Origin of the sequence: Variovorax sp. E3 (assembly GCF_016082275.1) — a bacterium.
Classification (GTDB): domain Bacteria; phylum Pseudomonadota; class Gammaproteobacteria; order Burkholderiales; family Burkholderiaceae_C; genus Variovorax.
Genome location: NZ_MOWM01000163.1, coordinates 1 through 16,889, shown reverse-complemented (window position 1 = coordinate 16,889; position 16,889 = coordinate 1). Strand labels below are relative to the sequence as shown.

Sequence of the window (16,889 nt, the reverse complement as noted above, 5' to 3'; positions counted from 1 at the left end):
GGGGCGAAGCCCCGGGGGACATTCGCGGAGGGAGATACCCGGTGTCCTGTGCACACGCCCCGAACAGAAGCGCACGCCAGAAAACTGACATGCCCACCCCTCAAAGCCTCCTGCAGCTCATCTGGCTGGCCTCCCCCGCCCTGCCGGTCGGCGGCTTCTCGTATTCCGAAGGCGTCGAGGCGGCGGTCGAATGGGCCGGCATCGACTCCGAGGCACGCGCCGCCGAATGGCTGTCGGACCAGTTGCACCTGAGCTTCGCGCGCGGCGACCTCGCGTTGACCGCGCAAGCCATCGAGGCCTGGCGCGCCAGCGACACGCCACGCATCCGCGCGCTCAACGAATGGGTGATGGTCACCCGCGAATCCGCCGAATTCTTCCTGCAGACCGAGCAAATGGGCCGCTCCTTCGTCGAGTGGCTCAAGCTGCACCACGCCGACACGGCCGAGGTCTTTGCCGACCTGCCCGCCACCTACCCCATCGCCTTTGCCTTCGCGGCCAGCCGCACCGGCGCCAGCGTGCACGACGGCTGCCTGGCCTTTGCCTTCGGCTGGGCCGAGAACATGGTCGCCGCCGCCGTCAAGGCCGTGCCGCTGGGCCAGAGCGCGGGCCAGCGCATCCTCGGGCGGCTGGCGCAGGAAATTCCCGATGCCGTCACCCGCGCCATGGCCCTGGGCGACGACGAGCGCCAGGCCTTCGCGCCCCTGCTGGCGGTGTTGTCGACCCGCCATGAAACACAATATTCCCGCCTCTTCCGAAGCTGAACCGGACACCCCTTCCCCCATGACCTCCGCCCTGCACCACATTCCCCACCGCACCAAGAAACTGCCGCCCCTGCGCGTGGGCATCGGCGGGCCGGTCGGCTCGGGCAAGACCACCCTGCTCGAAATGCTCTGCAAGGCGATGCGCGACAAGTACGACCTGGTCGCCATCACCAACGACATCTACACCAAGGAAGACCAGCGCCTGCTGACCGTGGCCGGCGCGCTGCCGGCCGAGCGCATCATGGGCGTGGAAACGGGCGGCTGCCCGCACACCGCCATCCGCGAAGACGCGTCGATCAACCTCGAGGCCATCGACCGCATGCTCGAGGACTTTCCCGATGCCGACATCGTGTTCGTCGAGTCGGGCGGCGACAACCTCGCGGCCACTTTCAGCCCCGAGCTGTCGGACCTCACGATCTACGTGATCGACGTGGCGGCCGGCGAAAAAATCCCGCGCAAGGGCGGCCCCGGCATCACCAAGAGCGACCTGTTCGTCATCAACAAGACCGACCTCGCGCCCTACGTGGGCGCCAACCTCGACGTGATGGAGCAAGACACCCAACGCATGCGCCGCCAGCGCCCCTACGTCATGACCAACCTCAAGACGCTCACGGGCGTGGCCGAGGTGGTGGCGTTCATCGAAGCGCGCGGCATGCTCATCGACGCCGCCTGAGCAACACGACCCGGGCCACGCCGCCTGGGCGTTCGTTGGCGCTCAGGGCAGGCCCAGGTACACCCGCAGGTCGTCCTTCAGCGTGCCGGCCGACGCCACGGCCGTGCGCAGCCGCACCTCGCTCACACCGAACCATTTTGTCCAGTAGTCGACCTCTTTCAGGTCGGTGACATCGATCCGGTCATCGTCCTGCGGAATGCGGATCTCGCTGCTTTCTGGCATCGTCGTCTCCAGTTGGATAACTCGTGCATCAAGGGATGGGGAATCGGGAGTTTCCCCAGCGCCGCGCGCCCGGCAGCCGGACGGTTCCTGATTGCCTTGCAGGACAAATCCCATGCCCCCGCCCGCGCCGCGCGAAGGGATGGCCGCTGACAGATGCTCGGCCATTTTTCCGGCGTCGTCCTGCATCCGCGCCCCGGGTTCGCATGATTGAATTTGGTATCTGAATTTTTCATGGAGCAGAACAATGGAGCCGAACACCCGTGGGCTTCTGAGCATCGGGGTCCCCGGGCTCGACGACGTGCTGGGCGGCGGCCTGGAGCCGCACCGCCTCTACCTCGTGGAAGGAACGCCCGGCGCGGGCAAGACGACGATCGCGCTGCAGTTCCTGCTCGAGGGTGCGCGCCAGGGCGAGTCGGTGCTGTACGTCACGCTGTCCGAGACCGAGACCGAGCTGCACGGCGTGGCCGCCTCGCACGGCTGGGACATCTCCCCCATCCACATGCGCGAGATGCTCCCCACGCAAGACAGCCTGCAGCCCGAGGAGCAGTACACGATGTTCCACCCGTCCGAGGTCGAGCTCAGCGAAACCACGCTGCGCATCCTCAGCGACGTGGAGGCGCTGAAGCCCTCGCGCATCGTGTTCGATTCGCTGTCGGAGCTGCGGCTGCTGTCGGGCACGTCGCTGCGCTACCGGCGGCAGATCCTGGCGCTCAAGCAGTTCTTCGCGGGCCGCCAGTGCACGGTGCTGCTGCTGGACGACATGACCGCCACCGAACACGACCTGCAGGTGCAGAGCATCGCGCACGCGGTGCTGCGGCTGGAGCAGTCCAACTCCGACTACGGCGCGGCGCGGCGCCGGCTGCTGGTGGTCAAGTTCCGCGGCCAGGCCTTTCGCGGCGGCTACCACGACTACCGCATCAACCGCGGCGGGCTGCAGGTGTTTCCGAGGCTGGTGGCGGCGGAGCACACCAACGACACCGCCCAGACCAAGCTGCCCAGCGGCATCGACGCGCTCGACGCGCTGCTCGGCGGCGGCCTGGAGAAGGGCACCAGCACGCTGTTCGTCGGCGCGCCCGGCACCGGCAAGTCGTCGGTCGCGGTGCAGTTCGCCATCGCGGCGGCCAAGCGCGGCGAGCGCGCCGCGCTGTTCATCTTCGACGAGAGCATCAACACGCTGCGCACGCGCTGCGCGGGGCTGGGCCTGGGGCTGGACCCGTTCCTGCAGTCGGGCAGCATCCGCATCAAGCAGGTCGACCCCGCCGAGCTTTCGCCCGGCGAGCTGGTGCACGAGATACGGCTGGCCGTGACCGAGCAGGCGGCCACGGTCATCGTGATCGACAGCCTCAACGGCTACCTCAACGCCATGCCCGACGAGCGCTTTCTGATCGTGCAACTGCACGAGCTGCTGACCTACCTGGGGCAGTCCGGCGTGGCCACGCTGCTGGTGGGCGCGCAGCACGGCCTGATCGGCATGCAGATGCAGACGCCGGTCGATGCCAGCTACCTGGCCGACGCGGTAGTGCTGCTGCGCTACTTCGAGGCCGAAGGCGAGGTGCGCCAGGCGATCTCGGTGCTCAAGAAACGCGGCGGCATGCATGAGCGCACGATCCGCGCGTTCTCGATGGACGAGCGCGGGCTGAACGTCGGCGAGCCGCTGCGCCACTTCCGCGGCATCCTGACCGGGGTGCCCGTGCCGGTCGACGGCGTTTCGGCGGTCCCGCCGTGACGCCAACCGCCCCCGCCGAGACCCGCAACTGCGCGTGCTGCTGCGACCCGCCACATCGCGCGACGCCGTCATGTCGACCGCCGTGCTGGCGCGCGCCGGCATCGCCACCGAGGTCTGCCCCACGCTGGACGAGCTGGTGCGCGAGATCGATCGCGGCGCGGGCGCCTTGCTGGTGTCGGAAGAAATGCTCTCGGGCGACGGCGCCGAGGCCCTGGCCCGCGCCGTCTCGGCGCAGCGCCCTGGTCCGACCTGCCGGTGCTGATTCTTGCGCGGCAGGGGGCCGACTCGCGCGCCATCGCCTCCGCCATGGAAGGCATGGCCAACGTCACCGTGCTGGAGCGGCCGATTCGCGTGGCCTCGCTGGTGAGCGCGCTGCGCAGCGCCCTGCGCGCGCGGCGGCGCCAGTACGAGCTGCGCAAGATCCTCGAAGACCTGAACGAAGCCGACAAGCGCAAGACCGAATTCCTCGCGACGCTGGCGCACGAGCTGCGCAACCCGATGGCCCCGCTGAGCACGGCGCTCGCCATCCTCACGCGCAAGCACCTGCCGCCCGAGGCCGCGCTGCCCTACTACCAGCTCATGGAGCGCCAGGTGGCGCACATGGTGCGGCTGGTGAACGACCTGATGGAGGTGTCGCGCATCACGCGCGGCAAGATCGAGCTGCAGCTCGACGAACTCGCGCTGGAGCAGGTGATCCTCGGCGCGGTCGAGCTGAGCCGGCCGCTGATGGACGCCGGCAGGCACACGCTCGGCGTGCACATGCCCGACGCCTCGCTGGCCGTGGAAGGCGACAGCGTGCGCCTCACGCAGGTGTTTTCCAACCTGCTGAACAACGCCGCCAAGTACACGCCCGAAGGCGGGCGCATCGACGTGTCGGTGGCGCGCGACGAGAGCGGCCATGCGGTGGTGCGCATCAAGGACAGCGGCGCGGGCATTCCCAAGGCGATGCTCGGCGCCATCTTCGACATGTTCGTGCAGGTGAGCGGCACGGCCCGCGCGGCGCAAGGCGGGCTCGGCATCGGCCTTACCCTGGTGAAGAGTCTGGTGGAGCTGCACGGCGGCAGCGTCAGCGCGCACAGCGAGGGGCCGAACCTGGGCAGCGAGTTCGTCGTGTCGCTGCCGCTGCTCGACCACGGCGTGCGGGCCGGTGCGCACGCGCAAGCCACGCAGGGCGCCATCGCCGAGCAGCAGCGCATTCTGGTGGTCGACGACAACCGCGACGCGGCCGAGTCGCTCGCGGCCCTGCTCGGGCTGCTGGGCGCGCAGACCGCCGTGGCCTTCAGCGGTGCCGACGCGCTGCGGCAGGCCGACGGCTTTCAGCCGACCCTGGCCATCCTGGACATCGGCATGCCGGGCATGGACGGTTGCGAACTGGCGCGGCGCTTTCGCGCGCACCCGCGGTACCACGGCATCGGGTTGATCGCGCTCACGGGCTGGGGGCAGCCCGACGACCGCGCGCGCATTGCGCAGGCCGGCTTCGACCACCATCTGCTGAAGCCGGTCGACGTGGAAGAACTGTCCGCCCGGCTGCGCAATCTGGGGCGGCGCGGCATGACGTGAAGGTGCCCGCTCAGAGCTCGCTGCCGTCGCGCGACTGCCGCGCCTTGTAGACCAGCCGCACGCTCGCGCGGCGCGGGTCGCTGACCTGCTGCACATAGACGTCGGTGTCGTTGCTCACCCAGGCGGCATAGGCGCTGCCGGGGTCGCGCGAGGCCAGCTCGTTGCCGAACGCGCCGCGCCCCCATTGCACCAGTGCCGAGAAAGCCGCCGCGCCGTTGTCGGCCTCGCCCTGCGCGGTGGCCACGTACTCGACGCGCCGCAACTCCGAGGCCGCGAAATAGAAAGTGGGTTCGAACAGCAGCCCCGCCATCTGCACGGGGGCCGCGCGCCAGCTGCCGAGCAGGCCGCCGGTCATGCGCTGCGGCCGCTGCACGCGCTCGGCGGCGGGCAGGGCCGCATGGAGTTCGTCGGCCGTCATGCCCAGCCGCACGCCGGGCGGCAGGGCCTGCGCATGCAGCGCGCCGGCGGCGAACAAAAGGGCGCTTGCGGCAAGCGCCCGGAAAACATCGGGAAGGCAGTGGATCGCACGTTTGGCATCGGGGAAGGCAGCAACGGCACCGTGGGACCGCGAGTATGACGCGGAGTTCCGCGACGGCGCCGCGGCCGCCTCCCCGCAGCCTTCCCGGGGCCTCAGTCTTCCACGAAGGCCTCTTCGCGCTTGGCCTTCACCGAAGGCAGCAGCACCACGATCAGCAGCAGCGCGGCAGCGGCCAGCAGGCCCGCCGACAGCGGCCGCATGACGAACACGCTCCAGTCGCCGCGCGACAGCAGCAATGCGCGCCGCAGGTTCTCTTCCATCATCGGCCCGAGGATGAAGCCCAGCAGCAGCGGCGCGGGCTCGCACTTGAGCTTCAGGAAGGCATAACCCACGATGCCGAAGATCGCGACCATCCACACGTCGAAGGTGTTGTTGTTCTCCGAGTACACGCCCACCGCGCAGAACAGCACGATCGACGGGAACAACCACTTGTAGGGAATCGTCAGCAGCTTGATCCAGATGCCGATCATCGGCAGGTTCAGCACGATCAGCATCAGGTTGCCGATCCACATCGAGGCGATCAGGCCCCAGAACAGTTCGGGGTTGCTGGTCATCACCTGCGGGCCCGGCTGGATGTTGTGGATGGTCATCGCACCCACCATCAGCGCCATCACCGCGTTGGGCGGAATGCCCAGCGTCAGCAGCGGAATGAAGGAGGTCTGCGCGCCCGCGTTGTTGGCCGACTCGGGGCCCGCCACGCCGCGAATGTTGCCCTTGCCGAAGGCGATCTCGCCCTTCTTGAGCTTGATCTTCTTCTCGATGGTGTAGGCCGCGAAGGCCGACAGCAGCGCGCCGCCGCCCGGCAGGATGCCCAGGGCCGAGCCCAGCGCCGTGCCGCGCAGCACCGCCGGCGTCATGTCCTTGAAGTCCTGCTTGGTGGGCCACAGGCCCTTCACCTTGGCGGTGAACACTTCGCGCTCATGCTCGGGCACGGCCAGGTTGGCGATGATTTCACCGTAGCCGAACACACCCATGGCGATGGCGATGAAGCCGATGCGTCGGTCAGTTCCGGAATGTCGAAGCTGTAGCGCGCTACGCCCGAGTTCACGTCGGTGCCGACCAGGCCCAGTGCCAGGCCCAGCAGGATCATCGTGATGGCCTTGAGCAGCGAGCCCGAGGCCAGCACCACCGCGCCGATCAGGCCCAGGATCATCAGCGAGAAGTACTCGGCGGGGCCGAACTTGAATGCGAGTTCGGTCAGCGGTGGCGCGAAGGCGGCCAGGATGAGCGTGCCCACGCAACCCGCGAAGAACGAGCCCAGGCCGGCCGCGGCAAGTGCCGGCCCGGCCCTGCCTTTTCGCGCCATCTGGTAGCCGTCGATCACGGTCACCACCGACGACGATTCGCCCGGCAGGTTCACCAGAATCGCGGTGGTCGAGCCACCGTACTGCGCGCCGTAGTAAATGCCGGCCAGCATGATCAGTGCCGACACCGGCGGCAGCGCATAGGTCGCGGGCAACAGCATCGCGATGGTCGCGACCGGGCCGATGCCCGGCAGCACGCCGATCAGCGTGCCCAGCAAACAGCCCACGAAGGCATAGACGAGGTTCTGCGCCGTGAAGGCGACGCCGAAGCCGATCGAGAGATTGGTAATCAGGTCCATTTTTTCTTGTCTGGTCTTGTTCTTCTGGAGGAATCAGCCGGCGATGAAGGTCGGCCACACCTGGAACTGCAGCTTCAGCGCCACCACGAAGGCCAGGTAGCTGCCCAGCGCGAGGATGGTCGCGAGCACGGTCACGCCCTTCCAGCCGAAGTTGTCGCCCGCCAGGCTGGCGATGAAGGTCAGTGCGTAGATGGCGACGATCAGCCCCATCGACGGCAGGCCGATGCTCGGCAGGCCGCCCAGCAGCACGCCGAACATCAGGTTCGCGCCGATGATGAACACCAGCGGCTTCCACGCGATGCGGCCGACGGGCTCGCCGTCTTCCGTTTCCACGCTGAGCGCCTTGAGCGTGATCAGCACGCCCATGAACGCAATGAGGATGCCCACGATCAGGGGAAAGTAGCCCGGGCCCATGCGGGCGCCGCTGCCGACGTTGTAGGTCGTGGCGCCCCATGCGAAGGCCACGCCGAAGGCGCTGAAAAGTACGCCCGAGCAGAAGTCTCTCTGACTCTTGATTCTCACCGTTGATGTCTCCTGGAACTGCATTGATCGGCACAAGACGTGCGCAGCCGATCCTAGGAATTCAGGAGCCCGGTGTGTATGAACAAAACATTGCCGTTCGGCAATGTGGGGAACCGCGAGCGTTCAGTCGTCGGCCATGGGCAGGTCGATGCACACGCGCAGGCCCGGGCGCGCATCGCCCAACTGCAGCCGCCCGCCGTGCAGCGCCACCACCGCCTGCACGCTGGCCAGCCCCAGGCCGTGTCCCGGCGTGCTGCGGTCCAGCCGGTGAAAGCGCACGCCGATGCGCTCGAACTCGGCCGCCGGCACGCCCGGCCCGTTGTCCTGCACGAAGAGCTGCGCGCGGCCGTCCACCGTGTGCGTGCCGATGCGCACCGTGGCGCCCGTGCCCGCGTACTTGAGCGCGTTGTCGAGCAGGTTGGCGGCCGCGCCCGCCAGCAGGTCGCGGTCGCCCAGCGCCATGGCGATGTCGGCCGGCTCGCGCAGCAGCGCGATGCCCTGCATCTCGGCCACCGCTTCGTACAGCTCCGCCACGTCGTCGGCGATCACGTGCAGCGCCACCGGCGCGAACTGCTGGCGCCGCGCGCCGGCCTCGACCTCGGCGATCTGCAGCAGCTTCTCGAACACCACGGCCAGTTCTTCCAGCTCGCGGATCGCCGTGGCCACGGCCTCGCGCTGCGGGTCTTCGGTGGTCAGCCCCTGCTCCACCGCGCGCAGCCGCACCAGCACGCGCGTGAGCGGCGTGCGCAGGTTGTGCGCGATGGTGTTCGACACGTGCCGCACGCCGTCCATCAGCGACTGGATGCGGTCGAGCATCGCGTTGATGTCGTGCTCCAGCAGCGCGAACTCGTCTTCCTCGCCCGAGGGCTCGACGCGCTCCTGCAGCTCGCCCGCCGCGATGCGCGCGGCCGTGCGCCGCACCGCGCCCACGCTGCGCTCCAGCTCCTGGCGGAACACGAAGGTGCCGCCGATCAGCAGCAGCACCGCCACGATGCCCGCCGCCGCGCTCGCGCTGGCGACCAGCGACTCGATCGACTCCTGGTCGCGCAGGTCGTGCCCCACCACCAGCAGGCCGCCGTCGGGCAGGTGCTTCATCACGATGTAGCCGATGGCGCTCTGGCCCGAGCGCACCACGCGCCGGTGCACGCCGTCGCCGGCATCGGGCGCCAGCGACGGCGTCTGGTCGAGGTTGCCCGCGAGCTTGCGGCCCTCGCGGTCGGTGAGCAGGTAGATCTCGTTGTCGGAGTTGCGCCCGTCCGCCAGCGCATAGCCGATTTCCCCGGCCACGCCGTCGGCGCCGCGCGCGTCGTAGCGCACCATCAGCTGCTGCATGCTGGCCGACACCTGCCGCACCATGCGCTGCTGCAGCACGCCCACCGTCTGCATGTAGACGATGGCCAGCGCCGCGAGCATGGTGATCGCCACCAGCAGCCCGTAGTAGAAGGCCAGCCGGAACCCGACCGAGCGCCACAGCTGGCGCAGCGCGCGCGTCATTGCGGCGGCGCCAGCGTGTAGCCCACGCCGCGCACGGTGTGGATCAGCGTCGGCGCGCCGCCCGCATCGAGCTTGCCGCGCAGCCGGCTCACCTGCACGTCGATCACGTTGGTCTGCGGGTCGAACTGGTAGTCCCACACGGCTTCGAGCAGCATGGTGCGCGTGACCACCTGGCCCGGATGCATCATCAAGTAGGCCAGCAGCCGGAACTCGCGCGGCTGCAGCGCGATGGGCCGGCCCGCGCGCTCCACGTGGCGGCGCGCGAGGTCGAGCGTGAGGTCGGCCAGCTGCAGCAGGCGGATCTCGGGCCCAGTGCGCGAGCGCCGCACCAGTGCCTCGGCGCGCGCCGCGAGTTCCGAAAAAGCAAAGGGCTTGGCCAGGTAGTCGTCACCGCCGGCCTTGAGCCCGCGCACGCGCTCGTCGAGCGCGCTCAATGCGCTGAGCACCAGCACCGGCGTCTTCTTGCCGAGCGCGCGCATCGTCGAAAGAATCGAGAGGCCGTCGACCTCGTTGGGCAGCATGCGGTCCAGGATCACCAGGTCCCACGACTCGCCCGTGGCGCGCGCCAAGGCGTCGGTGCCGTCGCGGCTGATCACGGCCACGTGGCCGAGCGAGCGGAAGCCGTCGGCTATGTAGCGGGCGTTGTCGGCGTCGTCCTCGACGATGAGGCAGCGCCACATGGCGGTCGACCCGATCACGCCGGCGCCGCGCCTTCATGCAAGGCGCCAGCGGCCGGGCCGTGGACAGAAAGAAAAGATCGGGGAGTGGCTGCGTTGGGATGCTCATGGCGATGGAGTCGGCCGGCCGCCCGTCCATCCGGGCGCCGCCGGCGGCCATCCTAGCCGCCATTCAACCAGAGAAAGCGCCGCCCCTTCATTACCGTTTGTCCATGATTGGCGAGTTCGCCGGCAGCAGCGGCAGGCGCAGCGTGAGGCCCAGCACGCCGCCCGCATGGGGCGCCGGATAGATGCGCCCGCCATGCCGCGCGGCAATGAGCGCGCAGACCTTCGCACCGGCCCCGGAGAGCGCGGCCAGGCTGCTGTCGAAGAACATCGCAAGCGGTGGGCGCACGTCGGCCGCGTCGAGGTCGCGCCAGTGCACCACGGCCTGCCGGCCTTCGGTGCGCGCGCTGACCTGCAGCCTGGCGCCGGCCCGCATCACGCGCGCCGCGTGCGCCGCGACCTGGGCGAGCAGCTCGCACAGTTCGGTCTCGACGGCAAGCACGGGCACCGGCTCGTCGGGCACCTGGATGTCCAGGCGCAGGCCTTCGCAATGCGACGCCGCGCCGAGCAGCATCGGCCGCAGGTCGTGCGCGTGGCGCGCGGGATCGTCCTTTTGCATTCGCGTGCTCCTTTCTTTCTTCAGCGCGGCCCAGCCGGGCGGAACTCGAGCGCACCCGAAAGCGCGCGTTCGCAGCTGCCCGCGATGGCATCCGCGCGTGGACCGGGCACGGCCGGGCGTGCGCCTTCGAGCTGGCCGTCGCACATGTTCCAGCGCGGCATCGGCGGCCTGCGGGCATCGGGCGGCATCGGCGGGGCTTCGTCGCCGGGAAAGCGCGGCGGCGGGTTGTGGAAAAGCACGGGCGGCGGCAGCACGATGCAGCCCGCCGTCAACGCGGTCGCGGCCAGCAGCAGGCCGGCCCCCGCGGCGTGTCGGATCTTTGCGAGTGTCATTTTTTCCTGGGAAGGTCTGCGGTTCTCCTCTTCGCCCGGACGGCCAGCCGCGTGCGGCGGGGCATGCGCCCCACCGCACCGGCCGCGCGGGCGCCCCGGGGTCAGAACGCGTGGCGGATGCCGAAGTCGTAGCCGGTCGACGAGCGCGGCAGGCTCGTGAAGCCCACGCCGGTGCTGCCGTAGCCCGTGGTGCTCGCCGAGATCAGGCTGCCCGTGTAGGCCGGGTCGTTGCGGTTGTTGACACGCGCGACGGTGGCGTAGAGCGCCGTGCGCTTGGACAGGTTGTGCACGTAGCCGATCGCGAACTTGTTGACGCGCGGGTCTTCGCCGGTGAGGCCCGCCACGCCTTCGTTGTAGCGCACCGTCGAGTAGGACGCGCGGATCAGGCCCGCGCCCACCGGCATGCTGACGCCGAGCAGGTAACCCTTGTAGCTGTCGTGCGAGTTGGCCAGCGCGGTGTCGAACTTGTTCTGCACGTTCGAGATTTCGCCGAACAGCTTGACGGGGCCCAGGTCGTACGACGCGCCGAGGTTGATGGTCTGCACCTTGCGCGTGAGCGAAGTGGTGTCGACCGCCACGTTCTGCCCCACCGCCAGCGCGACGTCGAGCGGTCCGTTGGCGTAGCCGAAGCGTCCGCCGACGTAGCGGCCCGCGTTGCTGCTGGTGCTGGGCGTGAGCGCCGTGCCGCTGGTGCTGGCGTTCTCGTTGAAGCTGTACTGCAGCTGGCCGTAGAAGCCGCCGAGGTTGGGCGGCAGGAAGTAGCCGACCATGTTGCTGGCGCGCGCGTAGTTGCTGTTGCCGATGCCGGCACTCCCGCCGACGGTGCTGATCACGTTGGTGCCCGAGCCGTTGGTGCCGAACGGATCGAACACGGTGTCGTTCCAGAAGGTCGAGGTGTAGTCGCGGCCGAGCCGCACTTCACCGAAGTTGCCCGACAGGCTGACGGTGGACCGGCGGTTGAAGCTGGCGATGCCGGTGGCGCCGTCGTCGTTGGTGATCGGCGCTTCGAGCCAGAAGCTCGCGGCCAGCCCGCCGCCGAGGTCTTCGGTGCCTCTGAAGCCGATGCGGCTGGAGTTGTAGCCCGAGTTGGCAAGGCTCCATTGGCTTTGCTTGCTCGTGAGGCCGGTGACGGGATCGCGCGAAGTCGCGGACTGGTAGCTCACGCCGCGTCGACGACGCCGAACAAGGTAACGGACGATTGGGCGGAAGCCAGGCCGGTGACGGCCAGCGCGGCGAGTGCCGTGAGGGATTTCTTCATTCAGGTTTCTCCAGTTTCAGCAGCTCTTTATCGAGCAGCCGGGATCGATGGTCTTGTTCAAATTTGGAGGAATCTGGTGGAAGCTTTTGCTTTGCACGCACTGTTGTTTTGTGCGCACGCCGGTTTTTTTGTTTGCTGCCTTCGGGGTGCGTTGATGGAGGTTGTGTCCCGGAGCGGCCGACGTCACCGGCCGCTTCGCGGCTCCCCTGCGCTGCTCACGACGGGCGGGGTCTCGCCCAAACTCGCTTCGCTCAAACAAGGGCGAGCCCTGATCCGCCCGTCGCTGCGCTGCTCGGCGGTGCCTCAACGGCCGCTCCGGGACACAACCCCCATCAACGTGGGCAGAGCGGCGGTGTGTTTTGCTCCCTCTCCCTCTCCCTCTGGGAGAGGGTCGGGGTGAGGGCATCGGCCTCGACACACCGACAAGCTCGACGTGCGCCGCACCGCATGTCGGGCTCCCACCATAGGAAGCAGAACAAACACCAAGTCGTACTAAAAGTCTCCCAAAAGCCAAGCAATGCTCACCTCCTCGAAGGAGCCCAACATGACCATCGCATTGCAAAGCACCATCGCCGCGTCACTGGGTGTGCAGCAGCTCGCCAGCGCATTCAGTCCCGCCTTCTCCCACCTGCGCATACTTCGCAACCTCGTCATTCCCATGCCCGAGGGCTGCATCGTCCGCACCGCGCGCATCGACGCCGTGCTCGTGTGCGAGACCGGCGTCTATCTGTTCGAGATCAAGGCCTGGCGCAACGCCTTCGTCTACCGGAAGAAATCCGACGAAGCCCCACCGCGCTGGTTCCTGCGCCTGAACGGCTGCACCAGGGCACGCGAAGTGAAAGACCCCGCGTGGCAAGGCGGGCGCAAGACCACGCAGTTGCGCAGCCTGCTGCCCGAAGACCTGCGGCTTCAGTATTTCGTCCTGTTACCTTGCGAAGGCGTCGAGCTCGAAGGCGTCATGCCCGCGGCCGTCATCACCCAGCAAGACCTGCCCTACATCGCGCGCCTCGTGCGCAACAACGGCCGCACCGCGCGCACCTACCCGCTGCTCGATGCGCAAGCCGTCGACCGCACCGTGCAGCGCCTGCTCGACATCCAGGGCGACCTGTCGATCGAAGACCACATGCAGAACTGCCGCCGCACCACCGAGCACTACGCGGGCCGCCTGACCGTCGCCGGCCCCATGGGCCTTCAATAGGCTTTGCACGGCGGTTGCAGGTTGTCCCAAATTTCTCCGACATTGCTGAAGACCATGCGGCGATGAAACCAACCAAGCCCATCGCAACCCTTGCCGCACTGCTGTCTTCATTCATCGCGCTGTCGGCCTGGGCCGCCGACCCGTTCACGGTCGGGGACATCCGGCTCGAAGGCCTGCAACGGGTCGAGCCCGGCACCATCTTCGCCACGCTGGGCCTCAAAGCCGGCGACACCTACAGCGACGAGCGCGGCGGCGCGGCCATTCGCGCGCTGTTCGCGCTCGGCCTGTTCAAGGATGTGCGCATCGACGTGAACGGCAACGTGCTGGTGGTCGTGGTGAAAGAGCGCCCCACCATCGCCGACGTCGACTTCGCGGGCACCAAGGAGTTCGACAAGGCGGCGCTGCAGAAGGCCCTGCGCGAAGTCGGCCTGGCCGAAGGCCGCCCCTTCGACAAGGCACTCGCCGACCGCGCCGAGCAGGAGCTCAAGCAGCAGTACATCGGCCGCAGTCTTTACAACGCGCAGGTCGTGACCACCGTCACGCCGCTGGAACACAACCGCGTGAACCTCACGTTCACCGTGACCGAGGGCGAGCCGGCGCGCATCAAGAACGTGCACGTCACAGGCAACCAGGCCTTCAGCGAAAGCACGCTGCTCGACCTGTTCGACCAGGACAGCGGCGGCTGGCTCGCGTGGTACACCAAGTCGAACCAGTACTCACGCAGCAAGCTCGACGCCGACCTGGAGACGCTGCGCTCCTACTACATCACGCGCGGCTACCTGGAGTTCCGCATCGAGTCCACGCAGGTGGCCATCTCGCCGGACCGGCAGGCCATCACCCTGAACGTCAACATCTCCGAAGGGCGCAAGTTCGGAGTCGCCGGCGTGAAGCTGGCGGGCGACTACCTGGGCCACGAGGACGAGTTCAAGAGCCTCGTCACCATCCGTTCGGGCGCACCCTACAACGGCGAGGCCGTGGCGGCCACCACCAAGGCCTTCACCGACTACTTCGGCACCTTCGGCTACGCCTTCGCGCGCGTGAAGGCCGAGCCCGAGATCGACCGCGAGCACAACCTCGTCACGCTGGTGCTGAAGGCCGAGCCGTCGCGCCGCGTGTACGTGCGGCGCCTGAACATCGGCGGCAACGCGAAGACGCGCGACGAAGTGATTCGCCGCGAATTCCGCCAGTACGAAGGCGCCTGGTACGACGGCAACAAGATCAAGGCCTCGCGCGACCGCGTCGACCGGCTGGGCTTTTTCACCGACGTGAACGTCGAGACGGTCGAGGTGCCGGGCTCGCCCGACGAGGTCGACCTGTCGGTGAGCCTGACCGAAAAGCCCACGGGCTCGCTGCAGCTGGGCGCGGGCTATTCGTCGACCGACAAGATCTCGCTGACCTTCGGCATCACGCAGGAGAACGTGTTCGGCAGCGGCAACTACCTGGGGCTGCAGGTGAACACCAGCTCGTACAACCGCACCATCTCGCTGTCGGCCACCGACCCGTACTTCACCAAGGACGGCATCTCGCGCACGCTGAGCGTGTTCCACACCACCACGCGGCCCTACTACCAGGCCGACGGCAACTACAAGCTCGCGAGCGACGGCGGCTCGGTGCGCTTCGGGGTGCCGGTGGGCGAGCTGGACACGGTGTACCTGGGCATCGGCGTGGAGCGCTATTCGTTCACGCCCGGCTCCAACGGGGCCTATGCGCTGGTCGACGGCTCCCTCGTCTACACGGCCACGCCGCAGGCCTATCTCGACTACTTCCATTGCACCGGCACCGCGCCCAGCGTGGTGTGCGCCAACCCGAACGTGGTGGGCATTCCGGCCACCGTGGGCTGGTCGCGCGACGACCGCGACAGCGCGCTGGTGCCCACGCGCGGCCGGCTGCAGCGCGCCAACCTCGAGCTGGGCGTGGGCAGCGAGCTGCGCTACCTCAAGACCAACTACCAGTACCAGCAGTACTTCGCCTTGTCCAAGCAATACACGCTGGCCGTCAACGGCGAGCTCGGCTACGCGAAGGCGCTGGGCGGCTCGACCTTCCCGATCTTCAAGAACTTCTATGCGGGCGGCCTGGGCTCGATCCGCGGCTTCGAGCAGAACTCACTCGGCCCGGTGGATGCGGTGACGGGCGGCGCGCTCGGCGGCACGCGCAAGGCGATCTTCAACATGGAGTTCAGCACGCCCTTCCCCGGCGCGGGCAACGACCGGTCGCTGCGGCTCTACACATTTTTCGACGCGGGCAACGTGTTCGCCGAGCGCACGGCCAGCATGACCGACGCGCAATGGAAGGCGCAGAACAAGCTGCGCGCCTCGACCGGCGTGGGCATCAGCTGGATCTCGCCGCTGGGGCCGCTGCGGCTGGCCTATGCGGTGCCGCTGCTTTACCAGAAGGCCGACACGGCCAACAACATCACGGCGGACCGCACGCAGCGTTTCCAGTTCCAGATCGGCACCTCTTTCTGACATGGAGGCACCGCGCATGAGCGCCGCGCCGGGCCGCCCCAAGCAAGCTCGCACCGCAACGCGCAGCACGAAGGTATTTTTATGAGCCGCATCCTGCTGGTGGAAGACGGGCGCGACAGCAGCGCCCCGGTGTTGCTGGGCCATCTGCACGACGCCGGCCACGAGGTCGAGCAGATCGACGACGGCGCCGCCGCGCTCGACCGCATCCTGACCGCGCCGCCGGCGCTCACGCTGCTGGACGTGGCGCTGCGGCGCATCGACGGCCTGCAGGTGCTGGAGAAGGTGCGCTCGCACAGCGACCACCCCATCATCATGCTGACGGCCCGCGCACGCGAGGCCGACCGGCTGCTGGGCCTGGACATGGGCGCCGACGACTACGTGTGCAAGCCCTTCTCGCCGCGCGAGGTGGTGGCGCGCGTCAACACCGTGCTGCGCCGCCATGCGCAGCGCCGCCATGCCGCGCAGCCCTCGGCGGCCGTGAGCTTTGCCGACCCGCGCGGCGGCGCGCGGCTGGAGGGCCGGCCGCTGACGCTCACGCGCCGTGAGCTGTTGCTGCTGCGCACGCTGTCGCGCGACCCGGGCCGGGTGTTCACGCGCTCGAAGCTGCTCGAGGCCGCGTTCCCCGAGGCGCTGGACGTGAACGAGCGCGCGGTCGACGGGCACATCAAGAACCTGCGCCGCAAGCTGTCGGGCGCCGTGCCTTCGCACGACTGGATCCGCTCGATCTACGGCGTGGGCTTCAGCTTCGCGGAGCGGCCCGCGGGCGCGTGCGTGGCGGGCTGACCGGGCTGGGACAGGGCGGGCTGGTAGAGGGTGGGCTGGTACAGGCACGCCAGCGCGCCGCGCCGCGCGTGGGCCGGCGGCGACGTGTCATGCGAACCGGGCGAACCAGGCGCAGGGCTCATGATCGGCGCGAGCGTGGACATGTGGGGGCTGCGCGCCGCGCCGCCGGCATGCGCCGGGCATTCGTCGCGCACGGCGATGACGGCGCTCACGGCGAAGCCGCACAACGCCAGCAGGCCGGCCAGGTGCCGGGCCAGCGCGAACCGGCCCCTGTCGAGACAACCGTGGATCTGCATCTGCATCGGGACCTGCAACGCTCAGCCTTCCGCGCGCGGCGGCACCAGCGCTTTCAGGCGGACCGCGCCGTCCAGCGCGCGCGGCCGCAGCAACGGCGATGGCGACGGCGGCGGCCG

16 protein-coding genes and 2 pseudogenes are annotated in these 16,889 nt (G+C 68.7%); 8 read left to right on the top strand and 10 right to left on the bottom strand.

Annotated features, from left to right (window positions below):
• Window positions 1–89: 89 nt before the first annotated feature.
• Together BMG07_RS34300 and ureG are read left to right on the top strand one after the other, a co-directional pair.
• Entirely contained in the window at window positions 90–761 is a 672-nt protein-coding gene (locus tag BMG07_RS34300) for an urease accessory protein UreF (RefSeq protein WP_198088243.1), read from the top strand.
• Window positions 762–780: 19 nt separating this feature from the next.
• Window positions 781–1,434 (top strand): urease accessory protein UreG, encoded by a 654-nt coding sequence (gene ureG / locus BMG07_RS34295; protein WP_198088242.1) that lies wholly within the window; start codon window positions 781–783, stop codon window positions 1,432–1,434.
• Between the two features lie 42 nt (window positions 1,435–1,476).
• On the opposite strand, the gene BMG07_RS44445 is transcribed toward ureG, so the two are convergent.
• On the bottom strand, window positions 1,477–1,914 hold the full coding sequence (locus BMG07_RS44445; RefSeq protein ID WP_307867200.1) for a DUF3606 domain-containing protein: 438 nt from the start codon (window positions 1,912–1,914) through the stop codon (window positions 1,477–1,479).
• Between BMG07_RS44445 and BMG07_RS34285 the strand changes: the two genes are divergently transcribed.
• Genes BMG07_RS34285 through BMG07_RS34280 form a run of 3 tightly spaced genes read left to right on the top strand, consistent with a single transcriptional unit; the run spans window position 1,901 to window position 4,942 of the window.
• Window positions 1,901–3,382, top strand: coding sequence for an ATPase domain-containing protein (locus BMG07_RS34285; protein WP_198088241.1), 1,482 nt, complete (start codon window positions 1,901–1,903; stop codon window positions 3,380–3,382). The two genes, BMG07_RS44445 and BMG07_RS34285, sit on opposite strands and share 14 nt — an antisense overlap.
• Window positions 3,383–3,416: 34 nt before the next feature.
• Entirely contained in the window at window positions 3,417–3,644 is a 228-nt protein-coding gene (locus BMG07_RS43330; RefSeq protein WP_269759672.1) for a hypothetical protein, read from the top strand.
• The gene (locus BMG07_RS34280) at window positions 3,638–4,942 is read left to right on the top strand and encodes a hybrid sensor histidine kinase/response regulator (RefSeq protein ID WP_307867199.1); all 1,305 of its coding nucleotides are present in this window, start codon (window positions 3,638–3,640) and stop codon (window positions 4,940–4,942) included. Before BMG07_RS43330 ends, BMG07_RS34280 begins: the two co-directional genes overlap by 7 nt.
• A 10-nt stretch (window positions 4,943–4,952) precedes the next feature.
• Here the strand turns inward: BMG07_RS34280 and BMG07_RS34275 are convergent, their stop codons facing one another.
• The 8 genes and pseudogenes from BMG07_RS34275 to BMG07_RS34240 form a co-directional block, all read right to left on the bottom strand.
• Window positions 4,953–5,417: a hypothetical protein gene (locus BMG07_RS34275; protein WP_269759671.1), complete on the bottom strand. Its 465-nt coding sequence runs from the start codon at window positions 5,415–5,417 to the stop codon at window positions 4,953–4,955.
• Window positions 5,418–5,572: 155 nt separating this feature from the next.
• Window positions 5,573–7,083 (bottom strand): annotated as a pseudogene (locus BMG07_RS34270) (tripartite tricarboxylate transporter permease).
• Between the two features lie 33 nt (window positions 7,084–7,116).
• Complete coding sequence (locus BMG07_RS34265) at window positions 7,117–7,605, bottom strand: tripartite tricarboxylate transporter TctB family protein (RefSeq protein ID WP_198088240.1); 489 nt, start codon at window positions 7,603–7,605, stop codon at window positions 7,117–7,119.
• A 123-nt stretch (window positions 7,606–7,728) separates the two neighbouring features.
• Window positions 7,729–9,099: a HAMP domain-containing sensor histidine kinase gene (locus tag BMG07_RS34260; RefSeq protein WP_198088239.1), complete on the bottom strand. Its 1,371-nt coding sequence runs from the start codon at window positions 9,097–9,099 to the stop codon at window positions 7,729–7,731.
• Window positions 9,096–9,779: a response regulator transcription factor gene (locus BMG07_RS34255; RefSeq protein ID WP_198088244.1), complete on the bottom strand. Its 684-nt coding sequence runs from the start codon at window positions 9,777–9,779 to the stop codon at window positions 9,096–9,098. The genes BMG07_RS34260 and BMG07_RS34255 overlap by 4 nt, the downstream gene beginning before the upstream one ends.
• A 196-nt stretch (window positions 9,780–9,975) precedes the next feature.
• Window positions 9,976–10,440 carry a hypothetical protein gene (locus BMG07_RS34250; RefSeq protein ID WP_198088238.1) on the bottom strand — a complete coding sequence of 155 codons (465 nt, stop codon included), beginning with the start codon at window positions 10,438–10,440 and terminating at the stop codon, window positions 9,976–9,978.
• Window positions 10,441–10,460: 20 nt separating this feature from the next.
• Entirely contained in the window at window positions 10,461–10,772 is a 312-nt protein-coding gene (locus BMG07_RS34245) for a hypothetical protein (RefSeq protein WP_198088237.1), read from the bottom strand.
• Window positions 10,773–10,873: 101 nt separating this feature from the next.
• A pseudogene (locus tag BMG07_RS34240) lies at window positions 10,874–12,030 on the bottom strand (porin).
• A gap of 544 nt (window positions 12,031–12,574) precedes the next feature.
• On the opposite strand from BMG07_RS34240, the gene BMG07_RS34235 reads away from it, so the two are divergent.
• The 3 genes from BMG07_RS34235 (at window position 12,575) to BMG07_RS34225 (ending at window position 16,476) form a co-directional block, all read left to right on the top strand.
• Complete coding sequence (locus BMG07_RS34235; protein ID WP_198088236.1) at window positions 12,575–13,228, top strand: nuclease-related domain-containing protein; 654 nt, start codon at window positions 12,575–12,577, stop codon at window positions 13,226–13,228.
• Window positions 13,229–13,290: 62 nt separating this feature from the next.
• Entirely contained in the window at window positions 13,291–15,693 is a 2,403-nt protein-coding gene (gene bamA, locus BMG07_RS34230; protein WP_198088235.1) for an outer membrane protein assembly factor BamA, read from the top strand.
• Window positions 15,694–15,774: 81 nt separating this feature from the next.
• The gene (locus BMG07_RS34225; RefSeq protein WP_198088234.1) at window positions 15,775–16,476 is read left to right on the top strand and encodes a response regulator; all 702 of its coding nucleotides are present in this window, start codon (window positions 15,775–15,777) and stop codon (window positions 16,474–16,476) included.
• Here the strand turns inward: BMG07_RS34225 and BMG07_RS34220 are convergent.
• Entirely contained in the window at window positions 16,419–16,790 is a 372-nt protein-coding gene (locus tag BMG07_RS34220; RefSeq protein WP_198088233.1) for a hypothetical protein, read from the bottom strand. The genes BMG07_RS34225 and BMG07_RS34220 overlap by 58 nt on opposite strands.
• Window positions 16,791–16,889 lie beyond the last annotated feature (99 nt).